This window comes from Microvirga arabica (assembly GCF_016811235.1).
In the GTDB taxonomy this organism is placed as follows: domain Bacteria; phylum Pseudomonadota; class Alphaproteobacteria; order Rhizobiales; family Beijerinckiaceae; genus Microvirga; species Microvirga arabica.
This window is the reverse complement of the sequence record NZ_JAFBID010000050.1, coordinates 1-19,871: the sequence shown is the minus strand read 5'-3', so window position 1 is coordinate 19,871 and position 19,871 is coordinate 1. Positions and strand designations below refer to the sequence as shown.

Annotated in this window: 19 protein-coding genes and 2 pseudogenes; 9 read left to right on the top strand and 12 right to left on the bottom strand. The window is 58.1% G+C overall.

The window, feature by feature from the left end; all coding sequences use genetic code 11:
- Window positions 1-691 precede the first annotated feature (691 nt).
- Window positions 692-913, bottom strand: a complete 222-nt coding sequence (locus tag JQC81_RS21115) for a hypothetical protein (protein ID WP_203273733.1) — start codon at window positions 911-913, stop codon at window positions 692-694.
- 395 nt (window positions 914-1,308) lie between these two features.
- On the opposite strand from JQC81_RS21115, the gene JQC81_RS21110 reads away from it, so the two are divergent.
- The 3 genes from JQC81_RS21110 to JQC81_RS21100 all read left to right on the top strand — a co-directional run bounded on the left by JQC81_RS21110 (window position 1,309) and on the right by JQC81_RS21100 (window position 2,352).
- Window positions 1,309-1,485 carry a CsbD family protein gene (locus JQC81_RS21110; protein WP_376772430.1) on the top strand — a complete coding sequence of 59 codons (177 nt, stop codon included), beginning with the start codon at window positions 1,309-1,311 and terminating at the stop codon, window positions 1,483-1,485.
- Window positions 1,486-1,621: 136 nt separating this feature from the next.
- Entirely contained in the window at window positions 1,622-1,837 is a 216-nt protein-coding gene (locus JQC81_RS21105) for a hypothetical protein (protein ID WP_203273732.1), read from the top strand.
- A gap of 185 nt (window positions 1,838-2,022) precedes the next feature.
- Complete coding sequence (locus tag JQC81_RS21100; protein ID WP_203273731.1) at window positions 2,023-2,352, top strand: hypothetical protein; 330 nt, start codon at window positions 2,023-2,025, stop codon at window positions 2,350-2,352.
- A gap of 531 nt (window positions 2,353-2,883) precedes the next feature.
- On the opposite strand, the gene JQC81_RS21095 is transcribed toward JQC81_RS21100, so the two are convergent.
- From JQC81_RS21095 to JQC81_RS21085, 3 genes are all read right to left on the bottom strand, one after another.
- Window positions 2,884-3,864, bottom strand: coding sequence for an MBL fold metallo-hydrolase (locus tag JQC81_RS21095; RefSeq protein ID WP_203273730.1), 981 nt, complete (start codon window positions 3,862-3,864; stop codon window positions 2,884-2,886).
- A gap of 112 nt (window positions 3,865-3,976) precedes the next feature.
- Complete coding sequence (locus tag JQC81_RS21090) at window positions 3,977-4,342, bottom strand: GYD domain-containing protein (protein WP_203273729.1); 366 nt, start codon at window positions 4,340-4,342, stop codon at window positions 3,977-3,979.
- A gap of 329 nt (window positions 4,343-4,671) precedes the next feature.
- Window positions 4,672-4,917, bottom strand: coding sequence for a hypothetical protein (locus JQC81_RS21085; protein ID WP_203273728.1), 246 nt, complete (start codon window positions 4,915-4,917; stop codon window positions 4,672-4,674).
- 348 nt (window positions 4,918-5,265) lie between these two features.
- Here JQC81_RS21085 and JQC81_RS34415 point away from each other — a divergent pair.
- From JQC81_RS34415 to JQC81_RS34410, 4 genes and pseudogenes are all read left to right on the top strand, one after another.
- A pseudogene (locus tag JQC81_RS34415) lies at window positions 5,266-5,462 on the top strand (integrase core domain-containing protein); the annotation flags it as partial.
- 36 nt (window positions 5,463-5,498) lie between these two features.
- Complete coding sequence (locus JQC81_RS21080; RefSeq protein ID WP_203273727.1) at window positions 5,499-6,281, top strand: SDR family oxidoreductase; 783 nt, start codon at window positions 5,499-5,501, stop codon at window positions 6,279-6,281.
- Window positions 6,282-6,523: 242 nt separating this feature from the next.
- Window positions 6,524-7,498: an NADPH:quinone oxidoreductase family protein gene (locus JQC81_RS21075; RefSeq protein ID WP_203273726.1), complete on the top strand. Its 975-nt coding sequence runs from the start codon at window positions 6,524-6,526 to the stop codon at window positions 7,496-7,498.
- A gap of 83 nt (window positions 7,499-7,581) precedes the next feature.
- Window positions 7,582-7,821, top strand: coding sequence for a PaaI family thioesterase (locus JQC81_RS34410; RefSeq protein ID WP_376772429.1), 240 nt, complete (start codon window positions 7,582-7,584; stop codon window positions 7,819-7,821).
- 852 nt (window positions 7,822-8,673) lie between these two features.
- Here the strand turns inward: JQC81_RS34410 and JQC81_RS21070 are convergent.
- The 7 genes from JQC81_RS21070 to JQC81_RS21040 all read right to left on the bottom strand — a co-directional run bounded on the left by JQC81_RS21070 (window position 8,674) and on the right by JQC81_RS21040 (window position 17,181).
- Window positions 8,674-10,803 (bottom strand): acetate--CoA ligase family protein, encoded by a 2,130-nt coding sequence (locus tag JQC81_RS21070; protein WP_203273725.1) that lies wholly within the window; start codon window positions 10,801-10,803, stop codon window positions 8,674-8,676.
- 81 nt (window positions 10,804-10,884) lie between these two features.
- Window positions 10,885-12,516, bottom strand: coding sequence for an ABC transporter substrate-binding protein (locus JQC81_RS21065; protein WP_203273724.1), 1,632 nt, complete (start codon window positions 12,514-12,516; stop codon window positions 10,885-10,887).
- Window positions 12,517-12,549: 33 nt separating this feature from the next.
- Window positions 12,550-13,551, bottom strand: coding sequence for an oligopeptide/dipeptide ABC transporter ATP-binding protein (locus JQC81_RS21060; RefSeq protein WP_203273723.1), 1,002 nt, complete (start codon window positions 13,549-13,551; stop codon window positions 12,550-12,552).
- Entirely contained in the window at window positions 13,544-14,389 is an 846-nt protein-coding gene (locus tag JQC81_RS21055) for an ABC transporter ATP-binding protein (RefSeq protein ID WP_203273722.1), read from the bottom strand. Before JQC81_RS21055 ends, JQC81_RS21060 begins: the two co-directional genes overlap by 8 nt.
- On the bottom strand, window positions 14,386-15,285 hold the full coding sequence (locus JQC81_RS21050) for an ABC transporter permease (protein WP_203273721.1): 900 nt from the start codon (window positions 15,283-15,285) through the stop codon (window positions 14,386-14,388). Before JQC81_RS21050 ends, JQC81_RS21055 begins: the two co-directional genes overlap by 4 nt.
- Before the next feature lie 6 nt (window positions 15,286-15,291).
- On the bottom strand, window positions 15,292-16,260 hold the full coding sequence (locus JQC81_RS21045) for an ABC transporter permease (RefSeq protein ID WP_203273720.1): 969 nt from the start codon (window positions 16,258-16,260) through the stop codon (window positions 15,292-15,294).
- 18 nt (window positions 16,261-16,278) lie between these two features.
- A complete protein-coding gene (locus JQC81_RS21040; protein WP_203273719.1) occupies window positions 16,279-17,181 on the bottom strand; it encodes an amidohydrolase family protein in 903 nt (300 codons plus the stop codon).
- A gap of 264 nt (window positions 17,182-17,445) precedes the next feature.
- Between JQC81_RS21040 and JQC81_RS21035 the strand changes: the two genes are divergently transcribed.
- On the top strand, window positions 17,446-18,222 hold the full coding sequence (locus JQC81_RS21035) for an IclR family transcriptional regulator (protein ID WP_203273718.1): 777 nt from the start codon (window positions 17,446-17,448) through the stop codon (window positions 18,220-18,222).
- A gap of 295 nt (window positions 18,223-18,517) precedes the next feature.
- Here JQC81_RS21035 and JQC81_RS21030 read toward each other — a convergent pair whose 3' ends face one another.
- On the bottom strand, window positions 18,518-19,570 hold the full coding sequence (locus JQC81_RS21030; RefSeq protein ID WP_203273717.1) for an IS110 family RNA-guided transposase: 1,053 nt from the start codon (window positions 19,568-19,570) through the stop codon (window positions 18,518-18,520).
- 121 nt (window positions 19,571-19,691) lie between these two features.
- Here JQC81_RS21030 and JQC81_RS21025 point away from each other — a divergent pair.
- Window positions 19,692-19,871: pseudogene (locus JQC81_RS21025) on the top strand (IS6 family transposase); the annotation flags it as partial.

The following is a 19,871-nucleotide window of genomic DNA, read 5'->3' as shown; positions in this document are numbered from 1 at the left end:
GTGATATCAGCGGACTCTCTGCTGTGCGCTGCCTGATTGCTCGTTGACCCTCATGGTAATACTGCTCGGCTTGTGGGTAGCGCTCACGGGCGTGCCGCAGATGCCGCTGGCTCTCGTGATAAGCCTCCCGTGCCGCTCCAGAGGCTGTTTGCGTCACGTCGTGCAGGGCCTCTCTCACCTGATCCAACAGCTTCTCGGCAGTGTCCTGCTCGCCATCCTCTTGCTCCGCGGCTCTGGCTGCTGGGAGTGGGGGACGCCGCCTCCCGTGGGACTTCCGCAACAGCCTTCTTGGTGACGGTCACCGAGATCGGATCGCTGGTCGGGAAGGTTTCCTCAATGCCATGATCCAGCCGTGCGTCGAGGTTCTCTTTCGAGTTCTCGGGCAAATCGCAATCCGGAGGATAGGTCCCCGGCTGTGATGTCGCTTCATCCGAAACAGGCTGGCTCTGGGCTGAGGGTGCATCGGCCATGGCGGTTCTCTATCAGGAGACCGGAATCAGGACAGCATCCGGCTCCGCTTCACCAAACCAACTCTGAGCCGGAAACCCCGTTCCGGCAGAATTAACATAGATCAACAGCATAGCTGCAACCCTTCCGGGCCTCAGTTGCTGTGGTGGATGACCTGAAGCAACTGTCTGAATCACCTTGCCTGGGGCAGCCGGGAAGTGTTGGTATGACTGCAAAGTTCCGGTCAGGCTCGAACAGCCCGTTTGATGGCTCCCTCTCTGATGCTCAGCTTGCCGCCGAGATCGGGCGCTGCCTCCAATCGCGATACGCCGTGCCGACCAAGGAACCGCTCCCCGAGGAGCTTGCCGCCCCCGTCCAGCGGTTGCGGGAGCAGGGTGAGATACTTCAGCCAGAGCAGAGCGAACCAGAGGCCACGCAGACTACCCCGCAGCCATGAGCGCGCCATCGTCACAATAAGGGAGGAGATCGCTATGCCACGATCAGCGACGATGCGCCATCGAGCTCCAGAACCAGACCGGGGCGAGTGCTATCCCGAGGATCTGTTGCCCGACCTTCAGCGCACACTTGCTGCTTTAGCTGATGTGGAACTTCGCTGCGAGGCTGCCCGTGAGCGCTTGGAGCATGAGCCACCCGGCATCCGAGAACCTTTTCTGGTGAGATCGAGGCACGGTATCGGCGGGAGCGTCAGCCCCATGTTCAGCGTCTGGAGCAACTTCGGGAGCGGATCAGAGGGCTGATAATGCCGGGGTTGTGAAGTGCGATATTGGGCTAGGAACGAGCCTGATCCGAGGCAGTTGGTTCTATGACGCCAGCAGGCTTCAGTTCTCCCAGGAGGGAGCCATGGCCATGGACAAAGATCGTGTGAAAGGTGCAGCCACCCGCACAGGCGGCAAGATGAAACAAGCTGTCGGGGATATGACCGGCGATACCAAGATGCAATCTGAGGGCAAGATGGACCAAGCTAAGGGCAAGGTCCAGAACGCCATGGGCAGCGCCAAGGACGCGCTCAAGAAGTAAGTTGCTGCGGCGGGATGCTTACAGCCCCACCGGATCTCCTGGTGGGGCATGCTCAAACAAATCAAGGGTGGGGAGCAGGAACCTTCCTGTCAAAAAGGTATTCCACGGGTATCCTTTTCGATAGAGGAGGCTTGCTATGGCCAACAACACCGGTACCAAAGACGCCACCTACAATCTCGTTAGCGTCCTGTACCATGCTCTTCAGGGAGCAGACCTGTACGAGCAATATGCCAACGATGCTGGCGGCGATCAGGATCTCGCCTCGTTCTTCCGCGAAGCTCAGCAGCAAGAAAAGCAGCGGGCTGACCGGGCCAAGCAACTCTTGGCCCAGCGTCTTCAGCAGAGCAGCTAAACTCGACTGGGCTTCTGTCTGGTTCCAGCAGCCCTGAAGAGAGCCTGCCCCTTTCATAATCAAGCTCCTCATTCACCAGAGCGAGGAGCACACTCGTGAATGATCGTCAGCCTCCAAGCACCGGTAGTGGTTGTGCGATTCAGTGCTCAGAGTTCGTTGAACTTGCTGGTGCGGAGGAAAATTCAATGAAGAGCATTCCCGCTTTCGTGTTCCTTCTTGTGTCCTCAGTTGCTTACGCGCAGACCACCGGGACGCCAGCGCCCACAACACCGCCTCCAGCGACGGATGATGGCGGTGGGCTAGGCTGGCTGTGGCTTCTGGTTCTGTTGGCGATCATCGGCGCGGCGGTTTGGTATTTCATGAAGAAGAAACGAGGCACGACAACAGCCTCCGGTGTGGCTGGAGTGAACCGGACGGCAGCGGGAACGACCACAACTGGACCAACCAGCCCATCGAACCCGCCCGCAGGCCCCAATGTCTACCCTGCTAAAGACTCCAAGGATCTCAACCGGTAAGCGCCATGAGGCCGCATTCGCCTCGTAGTCTTTTGGTGTGGCCCAAACCTTGACAGGCAACCCTGCCAAAGAGGAGGCGTTTTCGAGAACCTATTCTACAGGCGTCAAGGGCTTCAGCAGCGAGATGCCCCGCCCGAACGGGGCACCGCACATAATTGTGTCCTGAAAGAGCAGGGCTGAAGGTCACTTCGCCGGGATGCTCTCTTTCCTCGGAGTAGTGTCGAGGGCTGTCTTCTGAGCCGCTGCCTCAGCTTCGTGCCTCAGCTTATTGACAGCCTCGGTGCGCTTGGCCTCAAGCTCTCTCTGGCGATCAGCCTCAGCCTTTGCTCTGTCCTCAGACAGATATGATCCTCGATAGTGGCACATGGCGTCCTCCATCTCTCGATGGGCTGCCCGAATAACCGTTAAGGCTCCTCTCGAACAGCCCATCCCAGATCTAAGGTCACAGATAGCCAATCGTTTCAGCATGGCTGAAAAGAAAGTAAGGCTGACCGGTGTAGGGCCTTAGTGGGGAGTTCAACTCGAAGCTCTTCAGGGGAACGTGTACCGTTTGCCAACAGCCGAGGGCGCAATCACTGGCTCGCCGAAAGCCTGCGTCAGGGCTAGAACCGCCCGCCATCCTGTGCAATGGGCGGCAGCTATCGTCTTCAAGCCAAACGCTCTCATGCCCTCGACTGTCTCAGGAATGATCTTCTCGTTTCCACCCGAGAGGTGGAAACCACCCAAGACTGTATGGAGCGGCACGTCGGGAAAGCAGTCCTGAGCATGCTTGAGGACGTTGACCACCCCAGCATGTGAGCAGGCTGTGAACACGATGAGTCCCTTGTCCTTCACGTTAGCTGCGACCCACCGTTCATCCATGATCAGTGGATCGGGCTCCCAGCCACCATCCTCCTTCTGCCGGTGCTGCCCAGGAAGGCCGTGTTCGAAAGCCGTTACACGAGGAATCTCGCTACTGACGTAGAACATCCCCTCTGAGAGGCTCTGCGGCTCAGTCGTGTTGATCACCCGCGCACCGTGTGCTGTCACGGCCTCAGTGCTGGGGATGTCGTCCATCAGCCGCATGCTGCCGTCCGGCTGCTTCATGGCACGGGTCGCATACATGTCAGGATGGGCATAGAACGGAACCTTCCGCCCGCCATTGCGCTCGCGGATCAGGTCGAGCGCCCGCAGCATTCCGCCTGCATGATCCCAATGCCCATGGGAGAGAACGATCCCTTCAACAGCCCCGAGATCGACCCCAAGCCGGGAGACGTTGCGCTCGAAGACCTCCTCCTCTGGCCCTGTGTCGAAGAGGATGGTGTGCTTGCTCTCACCTCGATAGGCCATAATCAGGCATGACAGGCCATGGGCAGCACAGCAGATGCAGCGGCCTGACAGCCTCTTCATCCCGTGCCGCCACAGGTAACTCCATTCATTCTCGACGTGGCGTGGAACGGTGGACAGGCTGTCGGTCACGTTGTCTACGAGGATATGGACCTCAACCCGATCAACGGCTGTGAGTGATGTCATGAACGGCTCCTGAGCCAGCCCCGGCGACGATCCCACCAGACCACCGTGGGTCAGGGCAGTCCGCTTTGGTCCTGCCTGATCGAACCGCCCTGATCCTTCGGCTCTGCTTTGCTTAATTGCCGCGCAGTCCTTCTGATGGGGCTGGTTGACCGGCTGATTTGAAGCCGCGAGCGGCCTCGCCGCCCTTCTGGAACAGCCGCATGGCCTCGGGGCCGCTCAGCGCACGGGCTACCTTGATGTCCTGAACGCCGCCACCGCCTGTGGCCACCAGACCGGCTGTGACAACCACCTCCTCGTCAGGAGCCTCGGCCAGGAGCATCCAATCGAAGTCAGCGCCTGGAGTCATGTGCCAGGAGATCAGCCGCCCACCCAATGCCTTGAACAGCTTAGAGACAGGCTCAGTACGATCTTCGGGGGTCTGCAACATGCCCCGCATGGCCTCACGGGTGAACCGTCCGTAACCAATGAAGGTTGGCATCTATCCCTCCCTGCTCGCCGCGTTTGGACGAGCAGGCAGATTTTATCACCTTCCGGTCTGGGGCTCGATCAACCTCCCATACCCACTCGGGATGAGATGCTCAGTCCGGTCCAATGTGGTTCGATGCTCAACACACAGAAAGGAACAAGCTGATGGTCGGTGAATCTCGCATGAGACCATCGTTCAAGAAGCGCACCCGCCGCTATCAGGAAGTGATTGCCCCAGCCAAAGTGCTGGAAGGGCAGAAGAACCGACGAAGAAGCGTCGCTATGCCAACCGTCGCGGTTAGCTCCGGTATCGCCGAGGTCGAGCGACTGCCACGGGGCTGCTCAGGGCTGAGACAATTGAATGCATAGCTCTTCGTCGAAGGTGATCTTATCGGCCATGGTCCAGAACGCTACGGCAAGAACCTCGCGGCGCGTCACTCGACTTCCCATTACATTCTCAATGAGAAAATTTTCAATCTGACCTTTGTAGGTGGGTCGCGCGAATGCGGAGTTGTCCGCAAAATCAAGATCCTCGCCGAACGCAAACTTAAAATGCAGCAGATCGGCATCTTCTGCGAAGCTCAGCATAAGCACCGGCCCAGATAGAAGCTCACAATTCCGGAGATGATGGTTATGGATGATGTAACTATCCTCATCAGCGGGTATCTGGATGAGAGCACGTCCTTGCAGGCATTGTTCGAGGGAGTCACTTGTGTCTTCGGGAAGCCGGTGCCTGCAGACAAGCTGGTAGCTTGCGTAGCCGAGGTGCTGGGGCGCAGCAGCAACGGCGCGGGTCCACTTTAGTACCACAGCCGAGCCTTACGTCGGTTTCGAGATCGTTTGTATCAGTGGTGTTCGCGAGCACGCTGCGCTGGCCGGGGATGTAGACCGAACTGAGTTACCTACAGGTTTGCGACATTTCCGAATGGGACCTGAGAGATCTTTTACAGCTTGGAAGAAGCAAAAGTCATCATCAAGAGCCGGCAACGGCACTACACCACAATGCGTCTGCACTCAGCCTCGGGCTACTGACCGCCCGCACCACAGGTCCACGTTCCGGTTCATCCGCTGGCGATCCGGCCAACCCTGAATTAACATCACGCTCGGATCACCCACTTGGAGCAGGCCAATAACCCATTGGGGCCTGAGAAATTCGCGGAGGGGGCTGAATGAGCGCTCGTTTTGGTATCGTTGTCGTCACTGGCGGCGCGCAGGGTATCGGCCGCGCGCTCTGTGAGGCCTTTGCCGCGGATGGAGCATCAAAGGTCATTGTACTGGACCGTAACGAGGCTCTGGCTCAAGAGGTTGCCGCCCGAGTCGGCGGGCGCGCGGTTGGCGTAGACGTGGGCGATGCTCCTGCCTTTGATCACATGCTTAATCTGATCGAGTCTGAGGAGGGCCCGATCCAGACCTTCTGCTCGAATGCAGGGGTGGCATTGGGATTTCAGCCTCCCTCGGACAATGCTGCGTTCGCCCCCGATGACGTCTGGCAGAGATCGTGGGAGATCAATGTTCTGGCCCATGTCCGCGCGGCGCGCTTCTTGCTGCCGCGCATGATTGCACGGGGCGGCGGGGTCTTCTTGCAGACGGCCTCGGCAGCGGGACTTCTCAATCAGGTTGGGAGCGCTGTCTACGCCACAACGAAGCATGCTGCCATTGGCTTTGCCGAGAACATTGCTTTTACACATCGACATCAAGGAATACAGGTCGCGGTTCTTTGCCCTCAGGGCGTCGATACACCCCTGCTTAACAGCATTCCAAGTGGGCCCGAAAGCGCCGACGGAGTGCTGTCCCCCGAGGAGGTGGCCCAGGCGGTGATCAGGGGCCTTGACGCACGCTCGTTCCTGATCCTGCCACACGCGATCGTCCGCGACTATTCCCAAAGAAAATCCGAAAATTACGACCGTTGGATCGCGGGCATGTCCAAGCTAGTCCGGCGCCAAACAGCTTAAAGGGGGATGCAATCTCCCAGGTCAGTTGCTTCGCTGAGGGTGTGCTGCCTTCGAAACGCTCCAAGCTGCATCACTACATATCCACGCGGACCTAGGTTGGCGGCCCGCTCCCGATCAAGGCGGTGCGATTAAACTTGAGAGTTTCAAATCTGACGATTTCATGGCTTGCTACTATTCTGCGTCGCCGGCGGCATGGGCTGCACCGCGCTCATCGAACTTCAGTAGGATTAGGGGAGCGCGCCATGCGTCAGGTAGTTTGCAAGGAATTCGGCCCAATCGAGTCGCTCGTGATCAAGGACGTCGATCTCCCAGCGCCGGGACCAGGGCAGGTGCGGGTTCGCGTTGAAGCTGCCGGCGTCAACTTTCCCGACACGCTGATGGTCCAGGGCAAGTATCAGGTTAGGCCGGATCTCCCGTTCGTTCCCGGCGCTGAACTGGCCGGAATCGTCGAAGCGGTCGGCGAAGGCGTGACAGATCTGACGCCGGGCGTGCCTGTAATCGGTATGGTCGGGCTGGGTGCGTTTGCCGAGGTTGCGAATACCAGGGCATCGCGCTTGCTGCCACGGCCGCCAAGCATGCCGCCTGTCATCGCTGCTGGCTTTTCGACGACCTATGGCACCAGCATGCATGCGCTCAGGCAGCGGGCGGGTCTGCAGCCGGGCGAAACCCTCCTCGTACTCGGCGCGAGCGGAGGCGTCGGTCTTGCTGCCGTCGAGATCGGTAAGGCGATGGGCGCCACCGTGATTGCCGCAGCCAGCAGCGACACGAAGCTGCAAGTTGCCAAGGATGCCGGTGCCGACCATCTGGTGAATTATTCGACTGAGTCCCTGAAAGAGCGCGTCAAGGAACTGACCAACGGCAACGGCGTCGATGTGGTTTACGATCCCGTCGGCGGTGACCTGCTGGAGGACGCCGCGCGGGCGACCGCTTGGGGAGGGCGCGTGCTCGTTGTCGGATTTGCGTCCGGCACGATCCCGAAGGTGCCAGCCAATCTTATGCTCCTGAAGGGCAGTGCGATGGTCGGCGTCTTCTTCGGCACCTTCCGTGATCGCGACCCCGAGGCGAACCGCCGGAACTTCGCGGAGCTTTTCCAGTGGTACGAGGAAGGCAAGCTTCGTCCGCTCGTGAGCCAGACGATGGATCTGTCGGAGGTGGTGAAGGCGTTCAACGTTCTCACCGGCCGGAGCGCCATTGGTAAGATCGTGCTGACCACATGAATTAGGAACTCGCCTCCACCTATCGAAACGTCGGCTTCTTCGAACTCATCGGAATTGAACTCGTTCATTCGGAGGAAACCCACGTGACGGGGGTCCTCAAGATTGGCTCCCAGCATCGCAGCCGTGCTGGCAATGTGCATGGAGGAGTCCTGTGCAGCATGATCGACTTCGCGGCCTGTGCGGTGGGCCTGCACAGCGAGTCGGGAGAACCCAAGCGCTACGGCGTCACACTTTCCCTAACAACGCAGTTCACAAAAGCGGTCAGCCATGCACGATTTGCGCGGGGAGGGGCGTATGCTCTCGGCCAGTTGAAAGAACTATAGCGCCGAGGCGCGAATCTACTACGATGCTGGCGACCTCGTGGCTCACGGCATCGGAGGCTTCCAATGGCGGCTGGGAAACCAAACGGGAACCAAATCGGTAACCTGCACGAAGGAATAGTGGCAAAGATGTTCAATCTTCGAGGAGATCTGAAGCCCTTGATGCGTAAACTCACGAGTTAATGGATCGCCTCTGAGCCGACCGTCATAGGAGCAGGCAACGCGACACGTTCAACAGGTGCCGATTGTACTCGGCCCCAGGCTGCGTCATCTGGTAAAATGAGCGTTGCAGTCACCGGTAGGGACATCGCGGCCGCATAAGCTGCCGCCGTGGCGGAGATCGGGCGCGGGCCATCTGGCCTAGGGATAACGCCCGGCTAGGCGCTCGATGTCGGCAAAGACACGGTAGCCATGCTCGGACCGAAGTTGTTCAAGCACCGAGCGGAAGTAGCCGTATTTATCGGGCCACAAGCTAGTCAGGTCTCCTTCTGATCCATCCATCCCGGACTCCTGGCTACCGCGCGGAGAGCTGATGGCTTCCTAGAGGAGACGCAGCCTTCCGGCCGGAACTTCGAACTGCTTGCAGTAATCAGTTAGGCTCCTACCAGGCTGCTCGTCCTTCAAGAGCGAAGGACCATCCTGGTGCTAGGCCCATTCACCATTGGCTGCGCAATGCAATCGTTAACATCGTCCTACCCGTCATCTAAGCCGCCACACAATCAACCTGAGCTGCCTCTTACTCGCGACATCTCGGTATAACAGCTACACTCCAAGTATCTTGTCGGAGAGAGGCCTCATGCCGATGTCGAAGATATTCGACCTAAGACTAGCTTATTTGACCTAATGTTCTGACATTCACACGCCGCTTTGACCCGTAATGCACAACGCGTCAACCACCCGGACCTCACCACTTCCCTTGCGCACTACCACTGGATTAAGATCGCAGGCCAACAATACCCCGTCTAAATCGCTGGCAAGTCGTGACAGGTTAACCGCTAGTTCAACCAGGTGAGACTTATCCGTTTTTGGCATTAGGTTCCGATAACCGTCGAGAACCTTTGCCAGCTTTGTCCGGGCGAGCATCCCAGCGGCTTCATCCCTGCTAAGCGGGGCAAGCTTTACTGCCCGATCAGCCATGATTTCTACCAATGTGCCACCACTGCCTAGAACGACAAGCTGGCCAAACGGCGCCGCCGATGTGAAACCGGCCAGAGCTTCGATACCCCCCAGCACCTGTTCCTGCAATTCATAGCCGTTGATCACGGCGTTCGGCAGAGCCGCTCTAATCCGTGATCCGATCATAGCGATCGCCTTACGTAGCGCATCCTCGTCTCCCACATCGAGGATAACCCCTCCCACGTCAGAACGATGCTGTATCTGGCGAGAGGCGACCTTCACCACCAATGGAAAGCCGACTTCGTCGGCGCGCCTGATCGCCTCGGCCGCATCAGCGACTATGATCGACCTCACAACCGGCAATCCGTATTCACGCAGAATGTCGAATGCGGTTGCAGCATCCAATGAGCCTGAGCACATCGACAGCTGGCGGCGGAATTCGTCGGCACGTGGGTGAAAATGACTGCGATTGGGCTTCCGAGCTTGTGCCCAAGCAGCCGCGGGCCCAGGCTTTCCGAGGTTGAGATGTCCAACCGCTTGAAGGGCAGGTGCGAGCCCTCTCAGTAGAGGAACGCCATTCGCGGCCAGCAGCGCCTGAACGCCAGGGTCAACATTCTCCGCCGTAGGGGAAATTACGACAAACGGCTTTTTCGCGTCACGGCCACTTTGCGCGTAGACATTCAGAATGGTCATATAGTTCTGCAGAGTTGCCGGATTAAGGCTTTCTTGCGTGTCCTGAAGCGCAACAACGGCTCCTACATCCTCATCGTCGAGAACCGCCGCGATAGCCTCGGCCGGATTACGGTCTTCCACGTTGACCGTTGCGCCGAAATCGATGGGGTTTCGTCCTGATGCCCCGGGAAGAGCCCTAAGAAGGCGCGCTTGCGTGTCTTCACTGAACGCGGCTACACCGATACCCCTCATCTCTGCTAGGTCGCAGGCTAACGCGGTCTGACCGCCGGAAATGCCTACGATGCCGATCGACGCGCCCCCAACCATTCTTCGAGATAGCGCGGCACATTCAAGAGACGCAATAAGCTCGTCGTAGTCGGAGACGGTCGCGATATTGGTTGCGGAAAAGAAATCTTCGTAGGCGTCCCAATCGCTCACAAGCGCGCCTGTATGTGCCTGAGTGGCGGCAAGTCCCGTCGCGGAGCGCCCGACCTTCAGCACCACCAGGGATTTTCCAGCCGCGTGGACCGTTTCTGCCGCATAGGCAAGAGCAACCGGATCCTTGATCGACTCAGCAATGACACCGATGGCGGTCGTTGCGTCGTCATCGGCGAGCCAGCGAATATAATCGGCGGCCGCAACGTGAAACTCGCTTCCCACCGTGATGACCTTCGACAATCCGATGACGGTGGAGTTCATGACAGAAATCGCGGCGGAGCCGGACTGAGCGACGATAGCCACCTTACCTGCGCGCAATCTCTTTGACGGGCGGGAGGGATAAAGTGGTATCGAGTCGGTGAAATTGACGAGGCCCATGCAATTGGGACCGTGCACGATCAGCCGACTTGAACTACCTAGCTCTCGGATGGACTTTTCTTGCTCCACCGAGAAGCCGTTCGTGAATACGATCGCGGAGCGAACCGAGCTACGCTCAAGTTCCTCTAGCATCCCGTACACACGAGCGGCAGGAATAGCAACGATCGCGAGGTCTGTATCCGACGGCAGGGATGCGACCGAGTTGACTGCCGCTAACCCATCGATCTCGCTCGCCTCTGGATGGACCGGCAGAATCGCGCCTTTATATCCCCATTCCTTCAGATTGCTGATGACCACGTTGCCTTGGGTCGCGCGCTTCGCTGAAGCGCCGACGATGGCGACCGACCGTGGCCGCATCATGGAAGTAACGTCGGTATGCAAGGCTTTCTTTCCTTATTTTCATGAAGACCGTGCAGCAATCGGCTGCACGGTAGATCCAATGACGTGACCGCGAGGATCTCGTTACTGCTTGTCGGCGGGCAACCAAGCCTCAGCCCAGTTGGGATGCGTGTTGAACGAGAAGTTGAACTGCGCGTCGAGCCCTTTCATGTCGGTACTTACGGCCTCGAATACTTTTGAACTCGTTAGAGCAAGCTGGTTTAGGTCCCGCGCAATGATCTCTGCGTACGTCTTGTAGTGTGCTTTCTGCTCGGCGAGAGGTGCAGCCGAAGCTTCGAGTGCGACTCTGTCGAACTCTGGATTGCAGTACCCAGTGGGGTTCGCATACGGCACGTTGCCTGTGTTGCATACGAAACTGCGGTCGACACCGAGGACGGGATTCGTTCTCCCGGTCAACGAGATCACCGACGCGTCGAAATCGCGCTGGGTATAGACCTTGTTTGTCCAGATCTGCTGGTCGAGAGCGCTCAGCTTCACATCGATGCCGATTTGGGACCACTGTGACTGTACGATGCGCGCTACTGCGTCGTAGGGCGGTACGGAGATCACAGTTAGCTCGATCGTGAAACGCTTCCCATCCTTCAGCGGATACCCGGCCTCGTCCAGGATTTTTCCTGCCTTTACCGGATCGTAAGCATAAAGCGAGTCGTAGTTGACCGACGTGTCGTGGAGATCCTTGAACTGCGTTGGGATCGCATTTTTGGCGGTCGCCGCCAACCCCTGATACACATCCTGAACGATCCGCTCCCGATCGATCGCATGGAAGAGCGCCTGCCGAACCTTGATGCTCTTCAATGGCTCTCGCGTCAGATTGAGATCCACAACTGCGGTCTCGGGTGCGTTGTTGACGATCTGCACGACCTTGAAGTTGCCCTTCTTGGCAGCTTCCTGCGTAGCCTTAACTTGTGAGACCTCAGGTCGAAACCAATTGATCTCACCGCCAACGAGAGCGTTCATTCGTTGCTGCGGATTGGGAATGAGGGCAAATACAACTGAGTCAAGATAGGGTTTCGGCTTTTCCCAATAATGCTCGTTGCGGACAAACGTGATGGATTGCCCGCTTGCCCAACTCTTGAACTTGAATGGGCCGAGTCCCACCGGTGCGAGATTTGCGGGATGTGTCGCCACGTCCTGACCTTCGTAGATGTGCTTAGGCATCAACGGGAACACCTCCTTGTCGAAAAGGTCTAGTGTCGCCGTAAGCGGTTGCTTCAGTTTCAGGACGAAGGTGGTGGCGTTGGGCGCCGACACATCATCAACGAGTGGCATCAGCTTGGTCAGATAGGTGTTAAACTTGCCGAAGTTCTTCAAGGTGAAGGCGACGTCATCGGCCGTGAACGGCTTCCCATCCGACCACTTCACGCCGTCCCTCAACGTGAATGTGTAGGTTTTTCCGTCTGGGGAGGTTTCCCATCGTGTTGCAAGACGTGGGAGACGTTTTCCCTCCTTGTCATAGGTCATCAGCCCATCGGCCCAGACATCCGCTGCGAAGAGAGCCGGAACGGATGATGTAAGCTGTGTGTTCAGCGTCGGGATCGTCGTTGAATTCAGAGCAGCGATCACCGTTCCTCCCGAGACGGGCTTTCCCTCGTCGGCTATGGAGCCCGAGGCATTGACGCACACCGCGCAAGCGAAGAGGGCCGAGGTCGTGCGCAGGTTCAAGATCGCCGATGTTTGCCGAAGTACTGATTTCATTGTCTTCCTCCCGTTGTTGGCTTCGATGGCGTACTATACTGGGGTCGTTGCTGCGGACAGCTCCTCGGCGCGATGACAGGCGACCTGCGTCGCCCCGAGGCCTAGTGGCCGCAGCTGAGGATCGATTGCGGCGCAAATTTCGATTGCATGCGGGCAGCGGTGAAGAAATCTACACCCCTGCGTGGTCTCCACCGATGCAAACGGTGCGGCCTGCTTGGGCGGCGGCGATCGAACTCGGGTTCCGCGCGGATTAGGCAGCAGTCGCGCATCAAGGAGCAGGCGCGTATAGGGATGGGCCGGGGACTGGTATATCGCGTCGCCGATTTCCACAACCCGCCCTCGATACATTACCGCACTGCGGTCCGCGATCGATTGCATTGCGCCAAGGTCATGGCTGATAATCACAAAGCCGACGTTGGTCGTAGCGCGCAGATCGCTCATCAGTTGGAGAATCTGCGCCTGGACCGAGACGTCGAGACTCGAAAGCGGCTCGTCTGCGATGATGACTCTTGGTCTTAGCATGATCGCCCGCGCAATGGCGATGCGCTGCTGTTGACCCCCGGAGAGCTGATGAGGGTAACGGCTAAAATACTGTTCCGGAGGGTTGAGCCCAACCGCTGCAAGCTGCGCTGCGAGGAAATCCCGCTGATTCAACTTCGTGACAAGGCTATGGCGGTTTGCGACATGTCTCAACGTCTCTTCAACGGTCATGCGAGGATTGAGAGACGATGACGGATCCTGGAAAACCGCTTGGACCTGTCGACGATATTGACTGCGCCACTCGTGGTTGAGTTTGTCCAACTCCAAGCCGCGATATGCGATTTGGCCCTGTGTCGGGCGATTAAGCATAAGCAGCAGCTTAGCAAGCGTACTCTTACCGGAACCTGACTCGCCGACGATCGCAAGGGTCTCGCCCTCGCGAATGTCGAGATCGACCCCATCAACAGCGCGGACCGGCACACGACGCCACCCCTTAGCGCTACGTTTGGTGTAGATCTGGCTCACGCCCTTCAGAGAGAGGATTGGCTCATTCATATTGCGCCCCCCTGAAACTGGAACGATGCGCGCTCAGCTCCACCAAGCGTGCCGAGTAGGTATGCTTTGGCCTTTCAAACAAATCGACACTATCGGCAGTCTCGACAACTTTTCCTGTCTGCATGACGTAGACTCGGTCGCAGAGCTCCGCAACAACACCGAGATCATGCGTAATGATCACGACCGCCATGTTTCGTTCCTTATGAAGGCGGTATAGCGTTTGCAGCACCTGAAGTTGTACGGTCGAATCAAGGGCCGTTGTTGGCTCGTCCGCAAAAAGCAACTTCGGATCACGCGCGAGCGCGATCGCAATCATGACGCGCTGGCGCATGCCGCCGGAAAGCTCATGGGGAAAGCTACGCGCGACATTGTTGGGTTCCTGGAATCCAGCCTCCTCCAACAGACTCTGAACCCGTTGGCTATCGGATTGTACATTACCGTGAGGTGACAGTGCCTCGGCGATCTGCCGGCCGACGCGGTGGGTTGGGTTCAAATATCCGAGCGGGTCTTGGAAGATCATCGAGAATCCTCGAGATCGCCGCAACTCGCGGAGATCGCCCTCACTCATCTTGAGAACATCGCGCCCCTCGAACTGGACATCGCCACTCAGCTCCTTTACCCGCAGATTGGGCATGAGGCGAGAGACCGCCCGAACAAGCGTGCTCTTTCCGGAGCCGGATTCACCGACGATCCCAACACACTCGGCAGGATTCACGTGGAAGTCGACGCCATCGACAGCGCGAACGATCCGATCAGTGACTTGGAAGTGCACCTTCAGGTTCTTGACTGCAACAAGATGCTTGACATTACCGATTTGCTGGGATTGCGGGATCGTCACTGAAGGCCTCCCATCCCGCGCGTACTGCGAGGGTCGACAATTTCATTAACGCCGTCAGCGAAAAGGTTGAGCCCGATGATTGCAATACATATTGCCGCCCCGGGGAAAACGCTCATCCACCATGCACTATCCATGTAGTCCTGCGCCACGAACAGCAGCTGCCCCCAACTCACCATGGAGGCGTCCGACAGCCCGAGGAAGCCGAGCCCGGCCTCGATGAGAATTGCGACGCTGGCATCAAGCGCAACCTGAACGACCACGGGTTGGATAGCATTCGGAAGGATCTCACGGAAAATGATATGTGACGTGGAAAAATCGGCGACTCTCGCTGCGGAAATGAAATCCCGTTCCCGCAGCTTTATATATTGACCATAGACTAAGCGCGCTTCCATAGGCCAGATTGCCAGCGCGACAGCGGCGATAAGTAGCCAGAAGCTTGAGCCGAAAAGGGCTACCGCGCAGAGCACTAGCATGACCACGGGAAGCGTCTGAAAGAGCTCTATGATCCGCATGAGCACCATCTCAACGGGGCCGCGGAAATAGCCTGCTATAATGCCGATGGTGCCGCCGATCAGCAGAGCTGCCAGCGCCGCTCCAATTCCAACCATGAGGGAAGATCGGGCACCGTAGAGAATGAGTGAAAACAGGTCCCGCCCGATATTGTCCGTTCCGAAGTAGAACTGGCTGGAGGGCGGTGCAAGGCTAACGGCCGTCTGCTGCAGTGGGTGATAGGGTGCCACTACCGGCGCGACGATTGCAACGACTGTCAGCAGCAGAAGGATAGTGGAGCCGATCGCACCATGGCGCGTGCCCATCATGCTCCCGACTTTTGCAATCCCCCAGTCGGAAGCGGACTTCAGGCGGGCAGAGACGGAGATCGAGGTTGAATTTGCCATGTGCCTTCAACCCCCGGTCCGAATCCGCGGATCGAGCAGCGCGTAGAAGATGTCGACTAGAAGATTCATCAGAATGACAGCGAACGCTGAGAAAATCACCACGCCGACAACGGTCAGGTTGTCGCGCAGCCTTATCGAATCGACCATCAGAAGCCCGAGCCCTGGCCAGGTAAAGACAGTCTCAAGTAGCACCGCTCCACTGAGTGCCGAGCCGAATGCGTATCCTGCTATCGTCACGAGCGGCAGGCTGGAATTGCGCAGAACATGCCGGCTGATGATCTGGCTGCGTGTCAGCCCCTTCGACCGCGCCGTGATGATGTACCCTTGAGAGAGGGTGTCGATTACGCTCGCACGCATGATGCGCGCGAAACGCATCCCTTCATGGATGGCGAAAGCCAGAGCGGGCAGCGCCAGGTATCGCGCCCGCTCCAGCAGCCAATCGAAACCGTGCGCGCGAGAGACCAGCGGCCCGATACCCTGAGTGGGAAACCATCCGAGGCGCAGGGCAAAAAACATCACGAGCAACTGGCCTAGCCAGAACGCGGGAATAGCGTAGGCGACAAGCGCGGACGTGGTCCAAACCTTATCGGTGGTAGCACTGCGCGTGGTTCCAGTGATGACGCCGATTGTCATGCCGAGGGGGATGGCGATCGCGAAGCCGACGGATGCCAGTAGGATCGTGCGCGGCGCCCGTTCCAGGATCAGGCCGAGCACAGGCCGCTGATTCTGATACGAGTATCCGAAGTCGCCCTGCAGCACTGCCGTAACGTAGTTCCACACTTGAACAAAAAAAGGATCGTTAAGCCGATATTTCTCTTCTATTGCCTGTCGATATGCGGGCGGCACGGGATAATCGCCGACCAAGGCTTGCACTGGATCACCCGGTATTAGGTGAAGCAGAGTAAACATGACCACGATGATGACTAGGATCAGCGGCAGGGCATACAGAGCTCGTTGCAGGATGAAGCGGAGCATCGGAGGCCGCCTCCCTTGTCAAAGACGGTGAAAGGCGGCGGCGTTGCCGTACAGCCACTTTTCGATAACCTTTTCTTTGAGAGGTAGATTCTTGTAGTCCTCGATGAGAGATTCAAAGGATGTTCCGAAAAGATATCGCGACAACCCAACCATCACCTTGTCCTGCAAAAGGGTGTTTCCAAACTGCAGGAACTGTTCCCAGCCCGATCCAGGCTGTGAGAAATAGCGCGGATGATGCGCGGCCGTGTCGACATACAGGTTCGGGTGGCGACGCAGAAGGCCGACCAGCTCGTTAACCCACGGCCACCCGGCGAGACCAGCGACAATGCGGAGTTCGGGGAAGTCGACAGCTACGTCATCGAGGTAACGCGGATGCCCTAGATCGTAGGGGCGATCATTGGCGTAATTCATCGCCGTGTAGATGCGTACCGGCACGTCGAGTTCGACAGCCTTTGCATAAAGCGGATAATAGCGCCTGTCGTTCGCCGGCACGCAGTTGTAGAGCGCGGAAAGGCGCAGACCGTTTGCCCCCTCCTCCTTTACCAGCCGTTCGAACTCCCGGACCGCCCGCATGCCATCCGTTGGGTCAAAGGTCACGAAGGTGAAGAACCGGCCGGGATAGCGGGCATGGATTCTTCCCGTTGCGCTGTTCTCCGCGCCCACCAGTAGTCCACATGCGATGTTTGCGCGATCCATGTCCTCGACGAGGCGATTGAGACCGCCATCATCGACATGCTGTACATCCCCCTCGTCGGGCTTCCGCGCCTTGAACACTTTGCCGTAGTTGGCGAAGCCATATCCCTCCGGCCGCTCCAACGGCTGAGGAAAAGGAGTTCCAGGGCGGCCCCGAGCAATCCTCTCAAGATCAGGATTCACCTCACTAGGCGGGATCCCAATTTCCATATCGATTACACGGGTCATCGAAGCAACCTCCGTTTGTTGCGCTGTTATTACTTGGCGTTAGCGCGTTTTTGCACGTCAAACAGATCACTCTCGATAATCTATGTCAATATGATCGATGGTGATAGCGGCATGTGTCCACTATGTTGACAAATGCGCTGAAGGGTTGGTACTTGTTGCGTGCTGAAGTGAATGAGGCTGGCTTTCCTTTAGTGGAGCCAAAGAAGGAATAGCGGCTGACAACGCGTTCCTACTTCTGGCATTGGCTATGATCGGGGGTGATGATTGAAAGAGACTGATCGCCATGCTGGCTTTGCTACGACGCTAGCAAAAGGGCTCACCGTACTCGAAACTTTTAGGCCGGACCGAACTGTGTTGAGTAATAGCGAGATAGCAACTCACACCGGGCTCAATCGCCCGACCGTCGCCCGACTGACATACACTCTGACCAAGCTTGGATATCTTAAGCAGGAGAAATCCAAATTCCGGCTCAGTTGGGGAGCTCTGATGCTCGTCAACCCGCTGCTTGCAAACCTGAAGATACTCCATATCGCACGCCCATCTATGCAGAAGCTCGCGCAGGATCTGGGAGGCACAGTTTCCATAGGCGTGATCGACGGAGTAAACTTCGTCTACCTCGAAACCTCTCGAGTCAACGAGAACATCTGGACATCTCCGGATCTCGGCACTATTGGGCCCTTGGCGCCTGCGGCAATAGGGCATGCCCTGTGCTCTCTGCTCACAGATCAAGAGTGTGAGCTCAAGATCCGACAGATGAAGCAACTTGGTCCAGACTTATGGAGCAAGTATTCCCAATCATTTATCCAGGGGGTGGCGAACTGCAAGAGCCGAGGCTTCTCGGTAACTCGCGGGGAATGGATCCCGGGCACTCACTCTGCAGGGGTGCCGCTGCTTCGCGACAAAAAGGGCGAGTGCTTTGCCATGAATTGCCGTGTGCCCATCTTTCGGTTGAGCCCCAACCAAATTGAGGAGGAAGTGGGCCCGCGATTGAAATCACTGGCTGCCAATGTGCGAAATCAGTTAGAATTCGTAATGCCCTGAAAGGGGTGTTGTCATGTCTGGATGGCGCCCGTTTGGCAATGTGATTGTTGTTGACGGTTCGGCCTCGCGGGGCGGGTGCAGTCATGTCTCCGGCCTGTAAGCGCGGTGCTACATGACCGCTGGCCCTGATGTTTTGCGCTGGAGCTGGTCCCTCTCACGGTATCGCGCTCGACTGACGCAAGACAACACCACGGGTTCTCCAATTCCGGCGGTCCATATCCGCTTGGCTTCACATCATCTCATCGTCACCGTGCCAACTGGGATGCCCTCAGGGCAAATCATCTGAGCTCGCCGTCTATGATGCCGCCGGCGCGGCAGTGCCATAGCACCCGGGCTCGTAAGCCGTGCTCCTGGCCATCACCGCCCAGGCAATTCGGGCCATCTTGTTGGCCAAGGCGACGGCCACCACCTTGAACGGCTTCTTGGCCAGCAGAGACCTGGCCCAGTCCGCCAGGGCTGTCCCGATCTTGCCGGACTTCATGCTGTAGAGCGCCGCGTGCGCACCGACGACAAGCAGCTTGCGCAGGTGCCGGTTGCCCATCTTGGAAATGGAGCCCAGCCGCGGCTTGCCGCCGGTTGAGTGCTGCCGCGGCACGAGGCCAAGATAGGCGGCAAACTCCCGACTGCCGTGGAACAGGCTGGCGTCGGGCACACTGGCCGAGAGACACGAAGCGACAATCGGCCCAATCCCCGGGATGGCAGCCAGTCTGACGCTGATGGGATCGCTGCGGTGGGCCGCCAGAATGGCTTTGTCGAGTTTGGCAATCTGCGCCTCGATCTCAACCAGCATCGCCGCCAGAGGCTGGAGTGCGACCCGAGCTATGATGGGGAGATCGGGACTGGCCTCATCATGGATAAGGGCAATCAGCTGGCGCGTGTTGCGCGCCCCTTGCGCCACCACGATGCCCAGTTCGGCAAAGTGACCGCGCAAGGCATTGATCAGGGCGGTCCGCTGCCCGATCAGAAGATCGCGGGCTCCATGCAGCATGAGGGTGCTCTGCTGCTGCGGGCTCTTGACCGGCACAAAGCGCATCGACGGCCGTGTGACGGCCTCGCAGATCGCCGCCGCATCCGCGGCATCATTCTTCTGTCGGCGCAGATAGGGTTTGACATAGGCGGGCGGGATCAAGCGGACCTCATGCCCGAAGGCCATGAGCGTGCGGGCCCAGTGGTGAGCCGTCGCGCAGGCCTCCATCCCGATCAGGCAAGGAGACAGTGCGCTGAAGAATCCCGGCACCTGACTGCGGCGTAGCGCCTTGCGCAGGACGATCTTTCCATCCCTGTCCACGGCGTGCAGCTGGAAGACGTTCTTTGCGATATCAAAGCCGATCGTGGCAATCTCTGGCATGGTCGTGACTCCGCTCCGGTTCTGGACATGCCCATTCTGGCATGTCTGACGCTGGTGGAGGGCGCCATCCACAACATCACGGTAACTTTTGGTCAGCGGCTTATGAGCTAAGAGCCGCAGCATGACCCATTCCATCAGCTACAAGCGCCACCGTTTCCCGCCCGAGATCATCGCTCATGCCGTATGGCTCTACTTTCGGTTTCCGTTGAGTCTACGCTTGGTTCAGGAGATGCTGCTCGAGCGCGGTATCGTCGTTTCCTATGAGACGGTACGCCGATGGGCTCTAAAGTTCGGACCTGAA

What these genes read in the sequence shown, in the direction of transcription:
- JQC81_RS21115 (WP_203273733.1), bottom strand. Translation starts at nt 913, where the DNA reads ATGGCGCGCTCATGGCTGCGGGGTAGTCTGCGTGGCCTCTGGTTCGCT.
- JQC81_RS21110 (WP_376772430.1), top strand. Translation starts at nt 1,309, where the DNA reads ATGGCCATGGACAAAGATCGTGTGAAAGGTGCAGCCACCCGCACAGGC.
- JQC81_RS21105 (WP_203273732.1), top strand. Translation starts at nt 1,622, where the DNA reads ATGGCCAACAACACCGGTACCAAAGACGCCACCTACAATCTCGTTAGC.
- JQC81_RS21100 (WP_203273731.1), top strand. Translation starts at nt 2,023, where the DNA reads ATGAAGAGCATTCCCGCTTTCGTGTTCCTTCTTGTGTCCTCAGTTGCT.
- JQC81_RS21095 (WP_203273730.1), bottom strand. Translation starts at nt 3,864, where the DNA reads ATGACATCACTCACAGCCGTTGATCGGGTTGAGGTCCATATCCTCGTA.
- JQC81_RS21090 (WP_203273729.1), bottom strand. Translation starts at nt 4,342, where the DNA reads ATGCCAACCTTCATTGGTTACGGACGGTTCACCCGTGAGGCCATGCGG.
- JQC81_RS21085 (WP_203273728.1), bottom strand. Translation starts at nt 4,917, where the DNA reads ATGCTGAGCTTCGCAGAAGATGCCGATCTGCTGCATTTTAAGTTTGCG.
- JQC81_RS21080 (WP_203273727.1), top strand. Translation starts at nt 5,499, where the DNA reads ATGAGCGCTCGTTTTGGTATCGTTGTCGTCACTGGCGGCGCGCAGGGT.
- JQC81_RS21075 (WP_203273726.1), top strand. Translation starts at nt 6,524, where the DNA reads ATGCGTCAGGTAGTTTGCAAGGAATTCGGCCCAATCGAGTCGCTCGTG.
- JQC81_RS21065 (WP_203273724.1), bottom strand. Translation starts at nt 12,516, where the DNA reads ATGAAATCAGTACTTCGGCAAACATCGGCGATCTTGAACCTGCGCACG.
- JQC81_RS21060 (WP_203273723.1), bottom strand. Translation starts at nt 13,551, where the DNA reads ATGAATGAGCCAATCCTCTCTCTGAAGGGCGTGAGCCAGATCTACACC.
- JQC81_RS21050 (WP_203273721.1), bottom strand. Translation starts at nt 15,285, where the DNA reads ATGGCAAATTCAACCTCGATCTCCGTCTCTGCCCGCCTGAAGTCCGCT.
- JQC81_RS21045 (WP_203273720.1), bottom strand. Translation starts at nt 16,260, where the DNA reads ATGCTCCGCTTCATCCTGCAACGAGCTCTGTATGCCCTGCCGCTGATC.
- JQC81_RS21040 (WP_203273719.1), bottom strand. Translation starts at nt 17,181, where the DNA reads ATGACCCGTGTAATCGATATGGAAATTGGGATCCCGCCTAGTGAGGTG.
- JQC81_RS21030 (WP_203273717.1), bottom strand. Translation starts at nt 19,570, where the DNA reads ATGCCAGAGATTGCCACGATCGGCTTTGATATCGCAAAGAACGTCTTC.